The following is a 16563-nucleotide window of genomic DNA, read 5'->3' on the forward strand; positions in this document are numbered from 1 at the left end:
GGCGGTTGGGTGTGAGCATGCATATCGAGGTGGTCGGCAGCGGGCCGGCCCTGGTACTGATCCACGGCTGGGCCCTGCACGGCGGCGTGTTCGCACCGCTGGTGGAGCGGCTGTCGGCGCAGTTCGAGCTGCACCTGGTCGACCTGCCCGGGCACGGCAACAGCCGCGACGACGTCACCCCGCTGCGGCTGCCGTTCGTGGTCGGTGCGATTGCCGCCGCGACCCCGCCCGCGGTGTGGTGTGGCTGGTCGCTGGGTGGCCTGTTCGCGCTGCATGCGGCGGCCACGCTGCCCAAGGTGCGCGGGCTGGCGATGATCGCGGCCACGCCGCGCTTCGTGCGTGGCGAGGACTGGCTGCACGCCGTGGAAGCCTCGGTCTTCGAACAGTTCGGCCAGGACCTGGCCCAGGACTATCGCGGCACGCTGGAGCGCTTCCTGGCCCTGGATGCGATGGGCTCCGAACACGCCCGGCAGGAACTGCGCACGCTGCGCGCGGCGCTGGTGGCGCGCGGTGAACCCGCCCCGCGCGCCCTGCAGGAAGGCCTGCGCCTGCTGGAAAGTACCGACCTGCGCGGTGCCCTGCCCGGCCTGCCCGTGCCCAGCCTGTGGTTGGCCGGGCAGCGCGACCGGCTGGTCTCGGCGCGGGCGATGCAGGCCGCTGCCGCGTTGGCACCGCGTTCCAGCGCGCAGGTAGTTGCCCATGGCGGACACGCGCCGTTCCTGGGCCACACCGACGAGGTGGCGGCGCAGCTGCAACACTTCGTTGCCTCGCTTTCCTGACCCACCCACGCGCGCATCGCCGATCATGTACGCCTGTCCCCTGTTACGGAGCTGATGCATGGACCTTGGAATCGCCGGCCGCTGGGCCCTCGTCTGCGCCGCCAGCAAAGGCCTGGGGCTGGGCTGCGCACGCGCCTTGGCGCGCGAAGGGGTGAACGTGGTGATCGCCGCCCGGGGTGAGGAAGCCCTGGCCCGCGCCGGTGACGAACTCCGGGCGCTGCCGGGCGCCGGCAAGGTCATTACGGTGGTCGCCGACGTCACCACCGAGGCCGGACGCGCGGCGGCGTTGGCCGCCTGCCCGCAGGTGGACATCCTGGTCAACAACGCCGGCGGCCCGCCGGCGGGCGACTTCCGCCAGTTCGAGCGCGAGGACTGGATCGCCGCGCTGGACGCGAACATGCTGGCGCCGATCGCGCTGATCCGAGCCACCGTGGACGGCATGATCGAGCGCGGCTTCGGGCGCGTGGTCAACATCACCTCCTCGTCGGTGAAGGCACCCATCGACATCCTGGGCCTGTCCAATGGCGCGCGCTCGGGCCTGACCGGCTTCGTCGCCGGGCTGGCGCGCCGCACCGTGGCCCACAACGTCACCCTCAACAACCTGCTGCCCGGCCAGTTCGACACCGACCGGCTGCGCGGCAACTTCGCCTACATGGCCCAGCAGCAGGGCGTGGATGCCGGCCAGATCGCCGAGCGCAAGCGCACCCACATTCCGGCCGGGCGCTTCGGCACCGCCGATGAATTCGGCGCGGCGTGCGCGTTCCTGTGCAGCGCGCAGTCGGGTTACATCACCGGGCAGAACCTGTTGATTGATGGCGGCGCCTACCCGGGCACGTTCTGAGTTTTCGTCGCACGACCAACGGTCGTGCGCTACCGCATGTTTCTGTTTTGTGTAGTGAGCCTTACATGACCGCCAGCTTCGATCCCCAGCACGTCCGCCGCGCGTTTTCGCGCGCCGCCAGTAGTTACGACGCCGCCGCTGCCCTGCAGCGCGAGGTGGAAAAGCGGCTTCTCGAATCGCTGGACTACCTGGAGAGCCGGCAGCCGGAGGTGGTGCTGGATGTGGGCAGCGGCACCGGCCACGCCAGTGCGGCCATGAAGAAGCGCTGGCCGAAGGCGCAGGTGATCGCGCTGGACATGGCCGAGCCGATGCTGCGCGAAGCGAAGAAGCAGGCGGGCTGGTGGAAGCCGTTCACCCGGGTGTGCGGTGATGCGCAGGCGTTGCCGCTGCGCGACCAGAGCGTGGATGTGATCTACAGCAACCTGTGCCTGCAGTGGGTGGAGGACCTGCCGGCAGTGTTCGCCGGATTCCGCCGCGTGCTCAAGCCCGGCGGGCTGCTGGTCTGCTCCACGTTCGGCCCGGAAACGCTGATCGAGCTGCGCGATGCATTTGCCAGCGCCGACGACACCTCGCACGTGAGCCGGTTCCCGCCGATTGCGCAGTTCGGCGATGCGCTGATGATGTCCGGCTTCCGCGACCCGGTGCTGGACCGCGACCTGTTCACCCTGACCTATCCCGACATGGATGCGCTGATGCGCGAGCTGCGCGCGATTGGTGCGACCAATGCACGGCAGGATCGCCGGCATACGCTGACCGGGCGCGGCAGGTTCGCGGCAGCGCGCGCCGCCTATGAACCGCTGCGCCGCGACGACGGCACGCTGCCGAGCAGCTGGGAAGTGATCTACGCGCACGCGTGGGCGCCGGATGCCGGCGCGCCGATTCGCGAGCGCGGGCAGGATGTGGCCAGCGTGCCGGTGTCGGCCATTCCGATCCGACGCAAGACCACGTAGCAAGCAGTAGAGCCACGCCCTGCGTGGCTGCGCCGGGTCAGGAACCGTTCGCGGACGGGAACATGTCGCGATGGAAGAAATAGATTTCCTGCGCCAGGAATTTCCAGCTGGTGTGGAAGCTGCGGAAGCGCGTGCTCGGCGTTGACGAGGCCAGCGCATCGATGCCCAGTTCGCGCGCCAGCCGCAGCGCGCGGGCCATATGCAGCGGGTCGCTGACGATGATCACCCGGTGCAGCTTGTGCTGGTCCATCAACAGGCGCGCTTCAACCAGGTTCTGGCGGGTGGTGCGCGAGGCGGTTTCGATCAGGATCGCGTCTTCCGGGACGCCCTGCTTCAACGCGTAACGGCGCGCGACCTGCGATTCGGAAAAGCGCGCGCCGGTACCACCGTAGCCACCGGTGAAGATCAGCAACGGCGCATAGCCCTGGCGGTACAGATCCAACCCATGCCGGATGCGTTCTTCGAACACCGGTGACGGCTTGGCATCGTAGGCCGCCGCACCCAGCACGATGATCGCGTCGGCCTTGGCCGCCTGGTCGCGCTCGCCGACCCACACGATCCACGCCGTGACGCACAACAGCCAGGCCGCCAGCAGCATGCACAGCCGCCACAGCCAACCCACCAGCCCGACCCGTGCGCGCCGGGTCATGCCGCGGCCCATGGCAGGGCGTCCAGGTCGACGTTGCCGCCGGACAGCACCACGCCCACCCGCTGCCCGGCAAACCGCGCCGGCTGGGACAGGATCGCGGCCAGGGCGATCGCCGAGGACGGCTCCACCACCTGCTTGAGCACCTGCCAGAGCAGGCGCATGGCCGCCACGGTGGCCGCATCGTCCACCGTGATGACCTCGGCCGCGCCCTGCAGCAGCGCGAAGTTCGGCGCACCGAGGGTGCCGCGCAGGCCATCGCAGATCGTATCGGGGGTGAAGTCCAGGCGGCGCTCGCCGGCGGCCAGCGAACGGGCCGTATCGGCCGCGCCCTCCGGTTCGGCCAGTACGAGCTGCGTGCCCGGGGCCGCCGCCTGCAGTGCCAGCCGGGTTCCGGCCGCCAGGCCACCGCCGCCCACCGGCACCACCAGGGTATCGAACGGGCCGTGGCTGCCCAGCAGCTCCAGCGCCGCCGTGCCCTGCCCGGCGATCACGTGGGAATCGGTGTACGGATGGACCAGGGTGGCGCCGGTCTCGGCCTCGACCTGGGCGCACATCGCCTCGCGCGCGGCGATGGTCGGTTCGCAGCGCCACAGGGTGGCGCCATGGCGCACGATGTTGGCCAGCTTGGCTGCTACCGCGCCTTCCGGCACCACCACGTGACAGGCGATGCCCCGGGTGCGCGCGGCCAGTGCCAACGCCGCACCATGGTTGCCCGACGAATGGGTGACCACCCCGCGCGCGGCCACGGCCCCGGGCAGCGCCCAGACCGCATTGCAGGCACCACGGAACTTGAAGGCACCGCCGCGCTGCAGGTGCTCGGCCTTGAACGCCAGCCGCGCCCCGCTCAACGCGTCCAGCACCTGCGACTGCAGCACCGGGGTGACGCTGGCGTGCGGCGCGATCCGCGCAGCGGCGGCCAACAGGTCATCGGCGCAGGGCAAGGATGAATCGGTCATGACACAAGATTAACGTGCCACGATGGCAACCGTTCATCCGGCCGGGGCAAAGTTAAGGGCCGATTCAATGCGGCGGCCTGAAGCTGGGCCCATACCCCAGGGGGACCCTTTCATGAAAATGCGCCTGATGCTTGCCGGCAGCCTGTTGCTGACGCTGTCCGGTTGCGCGACCTACGACTACGTGGGCGGCGGTGGTGGTGGCAACGGCTACTACCACGGCGCCCCGTCGGTGGAGTACCGCTATCCCGCCGGCTACCCGTACGGCTACGGCAGCGGCTACTACGGTGGCGGCGGCTATTACGGCTATGGCGGCTACGGTGGCTACAGCAACTACCCGATTTACCGGCCGTACCCGAACTACCGCCCGCCGCACAACCACCGCCCGCCGCCGCGCCCGGGCAACGGCAATGGCGGCCAGGTGCGCCCGCCGGACCGTCCGCGCCCGCCCTACAACGGCGGTTCGCCGTGGCGGAACATGGATTCGGTGGGGTCGCGCCCGCCGCGCCAGGACCGCCCGCCGCAGCAGCGCCCCCAGGTGCAGCAGCAGCGCCCGGTGAGCGCGCCGCAGTCCCGGCCCAACCCGCCGGCGCAGCGGAGCAGCGGCTCGCCGTGGCGGAACATGAATAAGTTGAACCAGCGCACAAATGAAAATTAAGAACGCTTGATTTTCACCCGCCTGGCAGGTCAATCTAGCCCGGCAGTGACGGCCTCGGTCGAAAAGTGACAAAAACGACAGAGGGCGTCACATTGAGCTCTATGTCGATATCCGACAGGAACATCTGGATCCCCCCTGTTCCGGCCCTGTCGGATGTCGGCACCTACAACGCAGAAGGCCCCGCCAATGGCGGGGCCTTTTGTCTTCCGGGGCATAAAAACAGGGCCGGCAGTCCCCCGACTACCGGCCCTTCTGCTTCCCCACGATGCGCATGAACCGGCCCCTGTTCCAATTCCGGTTCGTAGTGCCTTTCGGCGCCTGCCATCCTGGGTGCTATTGGGTTATCTGCAGAGAACGTGCCAACTTTAGGGTTGATTGCGATTTTTTTTGCAGGCCCCCGTTCACGGACCCGGCGCGAACGGCGCTAAAATGACCACCGCGCCCTGTCCCAGGGCGGTTCCGGGCCGTACCGGCCCTGCCCAGAGCACCCCATGACCGATTCTTTCTACGGCTACGACGTCATCGTGATCGGCGGCGGCCATGCCGGCACCGAAGCCGCGCTGGCGGCTGCCCGCAGCGGCGTACGCACCCTGCTGCTGACCCACAACGTGGAAACCATCGGCGCGATGAGCTGCAACCCGGCCATCGGCGGGATCGGCAAGGGTCATCTGGTCAAGGAAATCGACGCGCTGGGCGGCGCCATGGCGCATGCCGCCGACCGCGCCGGCATCCAGTGGCGCACGCTCAATGCCTCCAAGGGCCCGGCCGTGCGCGCCACCCGCTGCCAGGCCGACCGCAACCTGTACCGCATGGCCATCCGGGGCATGGTCGAGGCGCAGCCGAACCTGACCGTGTTCCAGGCCGCCGTGGATGACCTGGTCATCGACGGTGATGCCGTGCGGGGCGTGATCACCCAGACCGGGCTGCAGTTCAACGCCCCGGCCGTGGTGCTCACCGCCGGCACCTTCCTGGCCGGCAAGATCCACGTCGGCCAGACCCAGTACGCCGCCGGCCGCATGGGCGACCCGCCAGCCACCACGCTGGCTGCGCGCCTGCGCGAGCGCCCGTTCGCCATCGACCGGCTCAAGACCGGCACCCCGCCGCGCATCGATGGCCGCTCGCTGGATTACAGCGTGATGGACGAGCAGCCCGGCGACGACCCGCGCCCGGTGATGTCCTTCCTGGGCAGCGTGGCCGAGCACCCGGCGCAGGTGAGCTGCTGGATCACCCACACCAGCGAGCAGACCCACGAGATCATCCGCAGCGCGCTGCACCGCTCGCCGCTGTACAGCGGCCAGATCGAGGGCATCGGCCCGCGCTACTGCCCGTCCATCGAAGACAAGGTGGTGCGTTTTGCCGAGAAGGCCAGCCACCAGATCTTCGTCGAGCCCGAAGGGCTGGACGTGGTGGAGATCTACCCCAACGGCATCTCCACCTCGCTGCCGTTCGATGTGCAGCTGGCGCTGGTGCGCAGCATCCGTGGCTTCGAGAACGCGCACATCACGCGGCCGGGCTACGCCATCGAATACGACTTCTTCGACCCGCGCGGGTTGAACAACACGCTGGAAACCAAGGCGGTTGCCGGGCTGTTCTTCGCCGGGCAGATCAACGGTACCACCGGCTATGAAGAAGCGGCCGCGCAGGGCCTGCTGGCCGGCCTCAACGCCGCCCGCCGCGTGCGCGACGAAGCGGGCTGGTGCCCGCGCCGCGACGAGGCCTACCTGGGCGTGCTGGTGGATGACCTGATCACCCACGGCACCACCGAGCCGTACCGCATGTTCACCAGCCGCGCCGAGTACCGGCTGCAGCTGCGCGAAGACAACGCCGACGTGCGCCTGACCGGCATCGGCCGCGAGCTGGGCGTGGTCGACGATCGGCGCTGGGCGGCCTTCCAGGCCAAGCAGGAGGCAGTGGCGCAGGAATCTGCGCGCCTGCGTGCGCTGTGGGCGACCCCGGCCAACGCGCTGGGCCGCGAAGTGGAAGCCGCGCTGGGCGTGGCGGTCAGCCGCGAAACCAACGTGCTGGACCTGATCAAGCGCCCGGAACTGGATTACGCCAAGCTGATGCAGGTGCCCTCGCTGGGCCCGGGCGTGGCCGATGCCAAGGTGGCCGAGCAGGTCGAGATCGGGGTGAAGTACGCCGGCTACCTGGACCGCCAGCGCGAGGAGATCGAACGCCAGCAGCGCCATGAGAACACCGCCATCGACGCGGCGTTCGATTACGCCAGCGTGCGCGGGCTGTCGGCCGAGGTGCAGCAGAAGCTGGAGCGGGTACGCCCGCAGACCATCGGCCAGGCCCAGCGCATCCCCGGCATGACCCCGGCCGCGATCTCGCTGCTGCTGGTGCACCTGGAGCGGGCGCGGCGTAGTCGCGTCGCCTGATTGATTGCTTCAGCCACGCAGGGCGTGGCTCTACCTGGACTTTTTCCCATGGCTTCTCTTCGTCCCTTCCTCGACACCTTTCCCGTCGTCGGCGAACGCGCCTATATCGACCCCGCCTGCACGATCATCGGCGATGTGGTGCTCGGGGATGATGTGTCGGTGTGGCCGGGCACGGTGATCCGGGGTGACGTCAACCATGTGCGGATCGGCGCGCGCAGCAACATCCAGGATGGCACCATCATCCATGTCAGCCACCACAGCCCCTACAACAAGGGCGGCTACCCCACCCTGATCGGTGAGGGCGTCACCGTCGGCCACGGCACCATCATCCATGCCTGCACCATCGGCGAGTACAGCCTGATCGGGATGGGGGCGTGCATCCTCGATGGCGCGACCGTGAGCCGGCACGCCTTTGTCGGCGCCGGCGCGGTGATCGGGCCGGGCAAGGTGGTCGGCGAAGGCGAGCTGTGGGTGGGCAACCCGGCACGGCCGGTGCGCAGCCTGAGCGCGCAGGAGATCGAGTCGCTGCACTACTCCGCCGACCACTACGTGCGGTTGAAGGACAAGTATTTGGGGATGTGACCCCGCACACGGTAAAGTCGGTGTCCGACCCAGGAAGCAGTCGAGAACCGCATGCCGTTGGCAGCCGTCCGGAGGGACGCGTGCGCATGAGCGCACCCATGCTGGATACCTACCGTGAAGTGATCACGCCCGAAGGCGTGCCGCTGCACCTGCCGGCGGCCGGGCCGGTGCCGCGTGCGCTGGCCTGGGCCATCGACTTCATGATCCGCGTGGCGGCGCTGATGCTGCTGAGCATTCCGCTCACGCTGCTGGGCGAATTCGGCCAGGGCCTCTACCTGGGCCTGATGTTCCTGCTGATGTGGGCGTACACCATCGTGCAGGAGGCCTGCTGGGGCCGCACCCTGGGCAAGCGGGTGATGAGCCTGCGCGTGGTGGCCCAGGACGGCGCGCCGATCGGCTGGATGGCCTCCATCACCCGCAACCTGCTGCGCACCGTGGACATGCTGCCGTTCGGTTATGCGCTGGGGCTGCTGTCGAGCCTGTTCGACCGCAACGGCCGGCGCCTGGGCGACCTGGTGGCCGGCACCGTGGTGGTGCATGACAGTGGCAGGCCGTGGTCGGCCAGCGTGGCCATCGATACCGTACTGGCGCCACCGCAGCCGCTGCAGCCGGCCGAACAGGCGGCGATCATCGCCTTCGCCGAACGTGCGCCGCGTCTGTCCGGCCCGCGCCAGCAGGAACTGGCGGCGGTCGCCGCGCCGATCAGTGGTGGCCAGGGCCAGGTGGGCGTGCTGCGCCTGTATGCCATGGCCAACTGGCTGCTGGGGCGCCGATGAGGCAGGAACAGTTCGTGGCCCGCTACCAGGCCGAATGGCAGGCGCTGGAACGTTGGCTGGCGCTGCGCGGTGACCGGCCGCGACATGCGCGCCGTTCGCCCGATCCGTCCGCGCTCAACGATGAAGACATTCCGCAGCACTACCGCCGGCTGTGCCAGCAGCTGGCGCTTGCGCGCAAGCGCGGCTACAGCCCGCAGCTGGTGGCGCGCCTGCAGCTGCTGATGCAGCAGGGCCATGGCCTGCTGTACCGCACGCCGCCGCCGCGCTGGCGCCGCGCCCTGGAGTTCCTGCTGGCCGATTTCCCGCAGCTGGTGCGCAGCCAGGCGCGCAGCATGTGGGTGGCCACCGCGCTGTTCGTGCTGCCGCTGGTGGGCAGCTTCGCGGTGATCCAGTGGCACCCGGATGTGATCCACATGCTGATGGACAACGGCGCGATCGCCTCGCTGGAGAAAATGTACAACCCGGCCTCGCCGAACCTGGGCCGCGACAGTGGCACGGACTGGATGATGTTCGGCTACTACATCATGAACAACATCAGCATCGGCCTGCGTACGTTCGCCAGCGGGCTGCTGGCCGGCCTGGGCACGGTGCTGGTGCTGCTGTTCAACGGCCTCACCATCGGCGCGGCGGCCGGCCACCTGCAGCACATCGGCCACGGCGATCCGTTCTGGCGCTTCGTCTGCGGCCATGGCGCGTTCGAGCTCACCGCCATCGTCATTGCCGGCGGTGCAGGCCTGCAGCTGGGCATGAAGCTGCTGGCACCCGGCCGGCGCCGGCGCATCGATGCGCTGGTGGAAGGCGGCATCATCGGCGCCCGGCTGTGCCTGGGGGTGGCGGCGATGCTGCTGGTGGCCGCCTTCATCGAGGCGTTCTGGTCCTCCATTGCGGCCGTGCCCGCATGGGGCAAATACAGCGTGGCGGCCGTGCTGTGGACGCTGGTGTTCGTGTGGCTGTGGCGCGGTGGTCGGGGGGGCGGTCATGCGGATTGACCAGCTCAACGTCACCCTGCGCGCGCGCTCCGAATGGGAGGCGATGGAGCTGGGCACCGCCCTGGTACGCCGGCACGCGCGGGCGATCTGGCTGCCGCTGATCGCGGTGTCGCTGCCGGTGTTCGCCGTGATCAACGCCGTTGCATGGTGGGCCGATGCGTTCGGTTGGGCGTGGCTGCTGATGTGGTGGCTCAAGCCGGTATCGGACCGGATCGCGTTGTATGTGATCTCACGCGGCGTGTTCGGCGATGAACCACGTCCGTTGCAGACCCTGCGCGCGCAGCGGCACTGGGGCTGGAGCGGGTTCTGGGGCTACCTGGGCTGGCGCCGCTTCAGCCCGTTCCGCTCGCTGCTGCTGCCGGTGAACCTGCTGGAAGGCAGCGATGCTTCCCAACGCAGCGTGCGCCGCCGCGCCGTGCTCAGCGGCACGTTCGGGCATGCCGTGCTGCTCACGCTGATGTGCATGGTGTTCGAGCTGGTTATCGTCAGCGGCTGCATCGCGGCGGTCTTCCTGTTCGTGCCGCTGGAACTGCTGTCCGATTCCTGGCGCGCGGCGTGGGAGATGGTCAGCGAGAACATGCCGGCGTGGGCACAGCTGGGGGTGAATGCCCTGTTCTGGCTCGCCGCTACGTTGATCGGGCCGTTCTACGCCGGCGCCGGCTTCGCGCTGTACCTCAACCGCCGTACGGAAATGGAAGCCTGGGACGTGGAAATCGCGTTCCGGCGCATGCGTGATCGCCTGCAGCAGGCCGCCCCCCTGCTGGTACTGGCGCTGGTGCTGTGCTGGCCCATGGGTGGGCTGCACGCGGAAGAACCTGCGCAGGCGCCGAGCTGCGCTGCGCCCACTGGCACGGATGACGATGCGGGTGATGAGGAAGAAGAAGCGGCCGACACAGTGCCTGCCGACGATCCGTCGAACACCCCGGCCGTGATCTTCGGTGGCACGCCCGACACCGCCGGCTTCCGCCAGGCTGTGCAACGCGCGTACGAAGATCCGCTGGTGGCGCCCACGCGCGAAGTGAAACGCTGGGAGCGCACCCTGAGCGAGGCGGAGAAGAACAAGAAGAAGGACGATGCGGACAAGGACCGCAATCCGTTCGGGCGCGGCCCGCGCCTGCCCGCACAGATTGCCGAATGGATCCTGTGGGGCCTGGTCGGCCTGCTGGCGCTGGGGCTGATCGCCACCGCGCCGTGGTGGGTACGCTGGCTGCGCGGCACCGGCGTGAGGCGGCGCAAGGCCACCGATCCGGTGGTCGAGGAAGCGGTGGAACTGCCCGAGGTGATTCCGCCGGATCCGGCCGCACGCGCACGCGACCTGTGGCAGCAGGGCCGTCCGCGCCAGGCGCTTGCGCTGCTGTACCGGGCCAGCGTGGAATCGATGAGCGAACGCGCCGAGGTGGTGCTGCCACCGGGCGCGACCGAAGCACAGTGCCTGCGCGCCTCGCGGCGCATGCCGGTGGAGGCCGACCGCACCCTGTTCGCCCGCATCGTGCGGGTCTGGCAGTACGCCGCCTATGCCGGCCGCCTGCCCGAGCCGGACGAGTTCGACGACCTGGCCACCACCCTGCAGACCCAGTTCCGGTGGCGCGCATGAGTGCCCGCCTGCGTTGGCTGGTTGTGCTGGGCGTGCTGCTGGTGGTGGGCGTGCCATTGGCGATCCTGTTCCTGCGCAGCCATGAGCGCGTGGTCCATACCGAGCACCTGCCGCCGCAGGGCGAGGCCAGCTACAACCCGCTGTACGTGCTGGGCCAGGCGCTGCGTGCCGACGGCATCACCGTGCATTCCAGCCCGCGCATCGACCTGCCGCGCATGCAGCTCAAGCCGGCCGACACCGTGCTGCTGCTGCAGGACACCGCCGATGTGCCCGCCCCCACCGCGCAGGCGCTGCTCGCGTGGGTGGAACGGGGCGGCCACCTGCTGCTGCGCACGCCGCCGCCGTTCAAGGACGAAGACGCCCCGCAGGGTCCGCTGCTGGACGCGCTGGGCGTGGATACCGGGTACTACGAGAGCAACTGCAAGGCCTTCCACGTTGTCGACGACCCCGGCCATTCCGAGTTCTGCAGTGGCCGCCGGTTCGGCGTGGACGTACCCGACGGCATCCGCGTGGCGCGCGAGTGGGGCGATGACGAGGGCAATGTGTTCGCGCGGCTGCGCAAGGGCGCAGGCACCGTCGACGTACTGTCGGACATGGAGTTCCTCAAGGGCACGCCGAGGATCTTCAACGCCGATGATGCCAAGGGCAGCCTGGCCGACGGGCTGCACGACATCGCGCATCGCGACCTGGCCCGCTACCTGCTGGACCCGAATTACGCCGAAGGCACGGTCTGGCTGATCTACGGCTCGCGCCCGCCCACCCTGTGGTCGCGCATCTTCTACCAGGGCTGGCCGGTATGGGTGCCGTTGCTGCTGGCCCTGCTGGCGTGGCTGTGGCAGCGCGCGCAGCGGCTGGGCAGCCTGCTGCCGGCGCCGGCCACCGAACGCCGCTCGCTGCTGGAACACGTGCGTGCCAGCGGCGAGCACCTGCTGCGCTATGGCAAGGCACCACTGTTGTACGACGCCACCCGCCGCGCGTTCCTGGCCCGGCTGCGGCGGCGTGCACCCACCGCTGCCGCGCTCAGCGGCGAGGCCCAGGTGCATGCCATCGCCAGCCTGCTGCAATGGCCGCATTCCCGTGTCCAGACCGCCCTGCAGGTGCCGCCATCGAAGGATGTCACGGCCCTGCGGGAGCGCATCCGCCTGCTGATCCAGATGAGAAACCTGCTATGACCGAGCACACCGCACCGCCGCCGTTGTCCCCGCCCGCGCTGACCGGCCAGAGCCTGGTCGAACGCGTCGATGCCGTGCGCGATGCCGTGGGCCGCGCCTTCATCGGCCAGCCCGAGGTACTCGACCAGATCCTGATCGCGCTGCTGGCCGGCGGCCACGTGCTGATCGAAGGCGTGCCCGGGCTGGGCAAGACCCTGCTGGTGCGCGCCCTGGCGCAGGCACTGGAGCTGGACTACGGCCGCGTGCAGTTCACCCCGGACCTGATGCCCAGCGACGTCAGCGGCCATGCGGTATACGACCCGAAATCGGAGAGCTTCAAGATCCGCCGCGGCCCGGTGTTCACCAACCTGCTGCTGGCCGATGAAATCAACCGCGCCCCGGCCAAGACCCAGTCGGCCCTGCTGGAAGTGATGCAGGAAGGCCAGGTCACCATCGAAGGCAAGGCCTTCGCGCTGACCCCGCCGTTCCTGGCGCTGGCCACGCAGAACCCGGTGGAGCAGGAAGGCACCTACCCGCTGCCCGAAGCGCAGCTGGATCGCTTCCTGCTCAAGGTGATCATCGATTACCCGGCGCTGGAAGACGAAAAGCGCATGGTCGATGCGATCACCACCGGCCGCAGCGCGGCCGACTTCGACCTGTCGCAGGTGCCGCGCGTGCTCAATGCCGCCGAGGTGATCGCGCTGCAGCAGGCGACCGCGGCAATCACGGTGGACCCGGAAGTGGTGGACTACGCGGTGCGCATCGTCGCCGCCACCCGCACGTTCCCCGGCATCGCGCTCGGTGCGGGCCCGCGCGGCAGCATCGCGCTGGTGCGCGCGGCGCGTGCGCAGGCGGTACTGGCCGGCCGCGACTTCGTCACCCCGGATGACGTTCGAGAGATCGCCCGCCCGGCGCTGCGCCACCGCATCGCACTGGCCCCGGAACTGCAGATCGAAGGCCAATCGGCCGACGATGCGCTGACCGCGTTGCTGGCCAAGGTGGAAGCGCCGCGCAAATGAGGCCAGGCCCGCTGCTGCTGATACTGCTGGTCGGCTGGGCGCTGCTCGGGCTGCCGGTGGCGTTCGGGCTGCTGCCGGTGTCGGCGTGGTGGGCGTCCGCAGCGGTGATCGCCGTGCTGGCACTGGTGGACCTGTTGCGCCTGCGCGCGCAGCCCTCGCCCACGGTGCAGCGCGAACTGCCCGAGGCACTGGCGCTGAACGTCGAACGGCGCACCACGCTGCGCTTTGAATCCAGCCGCCGCCAGCGCGTGGAGGTGTTCGACCTCGTGCCCGGTGCGTGGACGATGCAGGGCCTGCCGCGTGCGTTGACGCTCAAGCCGCTGGTGTCCAGCAGCGTGGAGTACACGTTGACCCCGACCGCGCGCGGCCGCTTCGTATTCGATGGCGTGCACCTGCGCCTGCACGCGCCGTGGCGGATGTGGCGCCAGCGCCGCCTGCTGCCGCCAGCGCTGACCGTGCGCGTGTATCCCAACTTCGCCCCGCTCACCCGCTTCGCGTTGTTCAGTGCCGAACAGGCCTCGCGGCTCGTGGGTGCGCACCTCAAGCGCCGCCGTGGCGAAGGCACCGATTTCCACCAGATGCGCGAGTACCGCATCGGCGACAGCCTGCGCCAGATCGACTGGAAGGCGACCTCGCGCGCGCGCAAGCTGATCTCGCGCGAGTACCAGGACGAGAAAAACCAGCAGCTGGTGCTGATGATCGACACTGGCCGCCGCATGATGGCCAGCGAAGGCGGGCTGTCGCACTTCGACCATGTGCTCAATGCGGCACTGGTGGTGTCCTACCTGGCGCTGCGCCAGGGCGATGGCGTGGGCCTGTTCGCCAGTGGTGGCGAGAGCCGCTGGGTGGCACCGCAGCGCGGCATGGGCGCGATCGACGCGCTGCTGCGCGCCAGCTACGACCTGCAGGCGCAACCGGTGGCCACCGACTATCTGGCGGCTGCCACCGAACTCAGCCTGCGCCAGCGCCGGCGTTCGCTGGTGATGCTGGTCACCAACGTGCGCGATGAGGACATCGAAGACCTGCTGGTGGCGGTACGCCTGCTGCAGCGCCAGCACCTGGTGTGCGTGGCCAGCCTGCGCGAGCGCGAGCTGGACGTGGCGCTGGAGCAGGAAGTGGAAACGCTGCAGGACGCGACCCAGGCCGGTGCCATCGCGCGCTACCTGCAGCAGCGCAACGATGCGCATGAAGCACTGCGCAGCCACCGGGTGATGGTGCTGGATGTGACTGCCGATGCCCTGCCAGGCGCACTGGTAGAGCGCTACCTCGCCGTCAAGCGTGATGGGTTGCTGTAGGCACGTATCGACCAACGGTCGATACCTACCGGTCGGTGTCCGCCGGTACCGCCGGTAGGTCACGACCGTTGGTCGTGACGCCGTTGACCTATTACACGTAGATGCGCGTCGGCGCTTCGTCGATGATCGCGTGCGGCACGAAACGGGCGCTGTCGCGGGTGATCCGGCTGTTGTCTTCGCGGATGCCCATGCCGCAGGCCTGGTCGCCCACGATCCAGCTGCCGATCAGCGGGTAACCGCCGTCGAACGACGTCAGCGGGTGCGCGGCCTGGCGGATCGCCGGGCCGGTGTACGGGCCTTCGCTTTCCTGCCAGCTGCCATCGGCCAGGTGCATGGCCACGTTGGCGCCTTCGCGCGAGAACAGCGGTTTGCGTACCCAACCGGCCGGCAGCGGGCTGCCGTCATCGAACTCGGCCGCCAGCAGGTTCGGGTGGCCGCGGTGGCGATCCCACAGCAACGGCAGCACGCCCTTGTTGCTCAGGATCGCCTTCCACGCCGGTTCCAGCAGCTGCACGCCCGAGCCGGGCAGTGCCTGGCCGAACGATTCGGTCATAAGGTCTTCCAACGGGTACAGCTTGAACAGGCTGCCGATCACCGTGTCATCGAGCGCGGTGAAACGGCCATCCTCGGACAGCCCGATGTCCTCGATCGCGATCGCCTCGCCGCGCAGCCCGGCCTGGGCCGCGCAGTCGCGCAGGTAGGCCACGGTGCCCTGGTCTTCTTCCGACGCGCCCACGGCGCTGAAGTACAGCGGCGGCGGCAACTGCGCCGACAGCTGACCGAAGCGCTCCACCAGCGCCTCATGGATGGCGTTGAACTGGTCGGCCTGCGGCGGCAGGCGGTTCTGGTTGCGCTGGTCTTCCAGCCACTGCCACTGGAAGAACGACGCCTCGAACAGCGAGGTCGGCGTGTCGTAATTGAGCTCGTAGAGCTTGGCCGGACCGGTGCCGTCATAGGCGAAGTCCAGCCGGCCGTACAGGTGCGGCTCGCCACGGCGCCAGCTGTTGGCGATCCAGTCGCGGAACGCGGGCGGAATCGCCAGCTGGTCCATCAGCTGTTCGCTGCGCACCACCTCGTCCACCAGTTCCATCGCCATCGCATGCAGCTCGGCGCTGGGGTCTTCGATGTCCTGCTCGATCTGGCGCAGGGTGAAGGCGTAGTACGCGGTTTCATCCCAGTACGGCAGGCCGTCGATGGTGTGGAAGCGGAAACCGGATTCGGCGGCACGCGCGCGCCACTGGCTGCGCTCGTCGATTCGCACACGCTTCATTGCATCAACCGCCGTAGCTGCTGCGGCTGCTGCTGGTGTTGCCGAAGCCGCCGCGGCTGGCGGTAACGGCACGGTTGGGGGTGCTGGTGACCGGGGCCAGGCCGGCCTTGCCGGCGCCGATGCCGCTGGCGGTGTTCAGCCCGCCGCTGCCGCCCGGGGCCGGGCGCGCCCAGCCCTTGGCCTTGTCCTGGTAGGCCGGGCTCGCGGCCGGGGCCTGCGCCAGGCCGGCGCCACGGTTGCTGAGCATCTGCGACATGAAGAAGCCCATCATCACCGGGCCGATGAACGAATGGCCAGTGGAGGTCTTCTGTTCCACGCACTGTTCGGCGTTGTACTCGGCTTCGCATTCGGCACGCGAGGCGTACTTGGGGGCCGCGTCGGCCGACTGCTTCTGCGCCTCGGCAAATGCCGTGCGGCAGGCGGACGGGTCACCGGTGGCGTCGGTACAGGCCTGCACCGAGGTGTACAGCCCCTCCTGCACCTGCACCGCCTCATCCTTCTGGCAGGCGGTGAACAGCAGCGGTGCGGCGCTCATCAGCAGCAGTGCGGTGGTCCTGGAACGTTTCATGGCGTCGTGCCCCCTTTTTTACGGTTATCCCCTCAATCATGCCTGATCGCCGCCAACAACCAAAACCGGCAAAGTCGAAAAGATGAACGGCGTTTCAGGATCGGCCGC

Annotated in this window: 16 protein-coding genes; 12 read left to right on the forward strand and 4 right to left on the reverse strand. The window is 69.1% G+C overall.

What is annotated here, in order from left to right; translation table 11 throughout:
* Positions 1-17: 17 nt before the first annotated feature.
* The 3 genes from bioH (at position 18) to bioC (ending at position 2570) form a co-directional block, all read left to right on the forward strand.
* On the forward strand, positions 18-779 hold the full coding sequence (bioH, locus tag NMB40_RS17145; RefSeq protein ID WP_494361096.1) for a pimeloyl-ACP methyl ester esterase BioH: 762 nt from the start codon (positions 18-20) through the stop codon (positions 777-779).
* Between the two features lie 58 nt (positions 780-837).
* Positions 838-1620, forward strand: a complete 783-nt coding sequence (locus NMB40_RS17150; RefSeq protein ID WP_448143806.1) for an SDR family oxidoreductase — start codon at positions 838-840, stop codon at positions 1618-1620.
* A 65-nt stretch (positions 1621-1685) separates the two neighbouring features.
* Positions 1686-2570 carry a malonyl-ACP O-methyltransferase BioC gene (gene bioC / locus NMB40_RS17155; protein WP_494359199.1) on the forward strand — a complete coding sequence of 295 codons (885 nt, stop codon included), beginning with the start codon at positions 1686-1688 and terminating at the stop codon, positions 2568-2570.
* Positions 2571-2607: 37 nt separating this feature from the next.
* Here the strand turns inward: bioC and NMB40_RS17160 are convergent, their stop codons facing one another.
* Both NMB40_RS17160 and NMB40_RS17165 read right to left on the reverse strand, forming a co-directional pair.
* Positions 2608-3231, reverse strand: a complete 624-nt coding sequence (locus tag NMB40_RS17160) for a YdcF family protein (RefSeq protein WP_494359200.1) — start codon at positions 3229-3231, stop codon at positions 2608-2610.
* Positions 3216-4175, reverse strand: a complete 960-nt coding sequence (locus NMB40_RS17165) for a pyridoxal-phosphate dependent enzyme (RefSeq protein ID WP_494359201.1) — start codon at positions 4173-4175, stop codon at positions 3216-3218. The genes NMB40_RS17160 and NMB40_RS17165 overlap by 16 nt, the downstream gene beginning before the upstream one ends.
* Positions 4176-4287: 112 nt before the next feature.
* Here NMB40_RS17165 and NMB40_RS17170 point away from each other — a divergent pair, with 112 nt between their 5' ends.
* The 9 genes from NMB40_RS17170 to NMB40_RS17210 all read left to right on the forward strand — a co-directional run bounded on the left by NMB40_RS17170 (position 4288) and on the right by NMB40_RS17210 (position 14617).
* The gene (locus tag NMB40_RS17170; RefSeq protein WP_494359202.1) at positions 4288-4830 is read left to right on the forward strand and encodes a hypothetical protein; all 543 of its coding nucleotides are present in this window, start codon (positions 4288-4290) and stop codon (positions 4828-4830) included.
* A 491-nt stretch (positions 4831-5321) separates the two neighbouring features.
* Positions 5322-7211, forward strand: a complete 1890-nt coding sequence (mnmG, locus tag NMB40_RS17175; RefSeq protein WP_494359203.1) for a tRNA uridine-5-carboxymethylaminomethyl(34) synthesis enzyme MnmG — start codon at positions 5322-5324, stop codon at positions 7209-7211.
* Positions 7212-7259: 48 nt separating this feature from the next.
* On the forward strand, positions 7260-7793 hold the full coding sequence (locus tag NMB40_RS17180) for a gamma carbonic anhydrase family protein (RefSeq protein ID WP_448143811.1): 534 nt from the start codon (positions 7260-7262) through the stop codon (positions 7791-7793).
* Positions 7794-7879: 86 nt separating this feature from the next.
* Positions 7880-8569, forward strand: a complete 690-nt coding sequence (locus tag NMB40_RS17185; protein ID WP_068854364.1) for an RDD family protein — start codon at positions 7880-7882, stop codon at positions 8567-8569.
* Positions 8566-9558 carry a stage II sporulation protein M gene (locus tag NMB40_RS17190; RefSeq protein WP_494359204.1) on the forward strand — a complete coding sequence of 331 codons (993 nt, stop codon included), beginning with the start codon at positions 8566-8568 and terminating at the stop codon, positions 9556-9558. The genes NMB40_RS17185 and NMB40_RS17190 overlap by 4 nt, the downstream gene beginning before the upstream one ends.
* A complete protein-coding gene (locus NMB40_RS17195; RefSeq protein WP_494359205.1) occupies positions 9548-11152 on the forward strand; it encodes a DUF4129 domain-containing protein in 1605 nt (534 codons plus the stop codon). The genes NMB40_RS17190 and NMB40_RS17195 overlap by 11 nt, the downstream gene beginning before the upstream one ends.
* Positions 11149-12324: a DUF4350 domain-containing protein gene (locus NMB40_RS17200; RefSeq protein WP_494359206.1), complete on the forward strand. Its 1176-nt coding sequence runs from the start codon at positions 11149-11151 to the stop codon at positions 12322-12324. The genes NMB40_RS17195 and NMB40_RS17200 overlap by 4 nt, the downstream gene beginning before the upstream one ends.
* Positions 12321-13322 carry an AAA family ATPase gene (locus tag NMB40_RS17205; protein ID WP_448143816.1) on the forward strand — a complete coding sequence of 334 codons (1002 nt, stop codon included), beginning with the start codon at positions 12321-12323 and terminating at the stop codon, positions 13320-13322. Before NMB40_RS17200 ends, NMB40_RS17205 begins: the two co-directional genes overlap by 4 nt.
* A complete protein-coding gene (locus tag NMB40_RS17210) occupies positions 13319-14617 on the forward strand; it encodes a DUF58 domain-containing protein (RefSeq protein WP_494359207.1) in 1299 nt (432 codons plus the stop codon). The genes NMB40_RS17205 and NMB40_RS17210 overlap by 4 nt, the downstream gene beginning before the upstream one ends.
* Before the next feature lie 91 nt (positions 14618-14708).
* On the opposite strand, the gene NMB40_RS17215 is transcribed toward NMB40_RS17210, so the two are convergent.
* Together NMB40_RS17215 and NMB40_RS17220 are read right to left on the reverse strand one after the other, a co-directional pair.
* Positions 14709-15887: a glutathionylspermidine synthase family protein gene (locus NMB40_RS17215; RefSeq protein ID WP_494359208.1), complete on the reverse strand. Its 1179-nt coding sequence runs from the start codon at positions 15885-15887 to the stop codon at positions 14709-14711.
* A gap of 4 nt (positions 15888-15891) precedes the next feature.
* Entirely contained in the window at positions 15892-16455 is a 564-nt protein-coding gene (locus NMB40_RS17220; RefSeq protein ID WP_494359209.1) for a DUF1190 domain-containing protein, read from the reverse strand.
* Positions 16456-16563: the final 108 nt, after the last annotated feature.

The sequence above is a fragment of the Stenotrophomonas sp. FBCC-B152 genome (genome assembly GCF_059134105.1).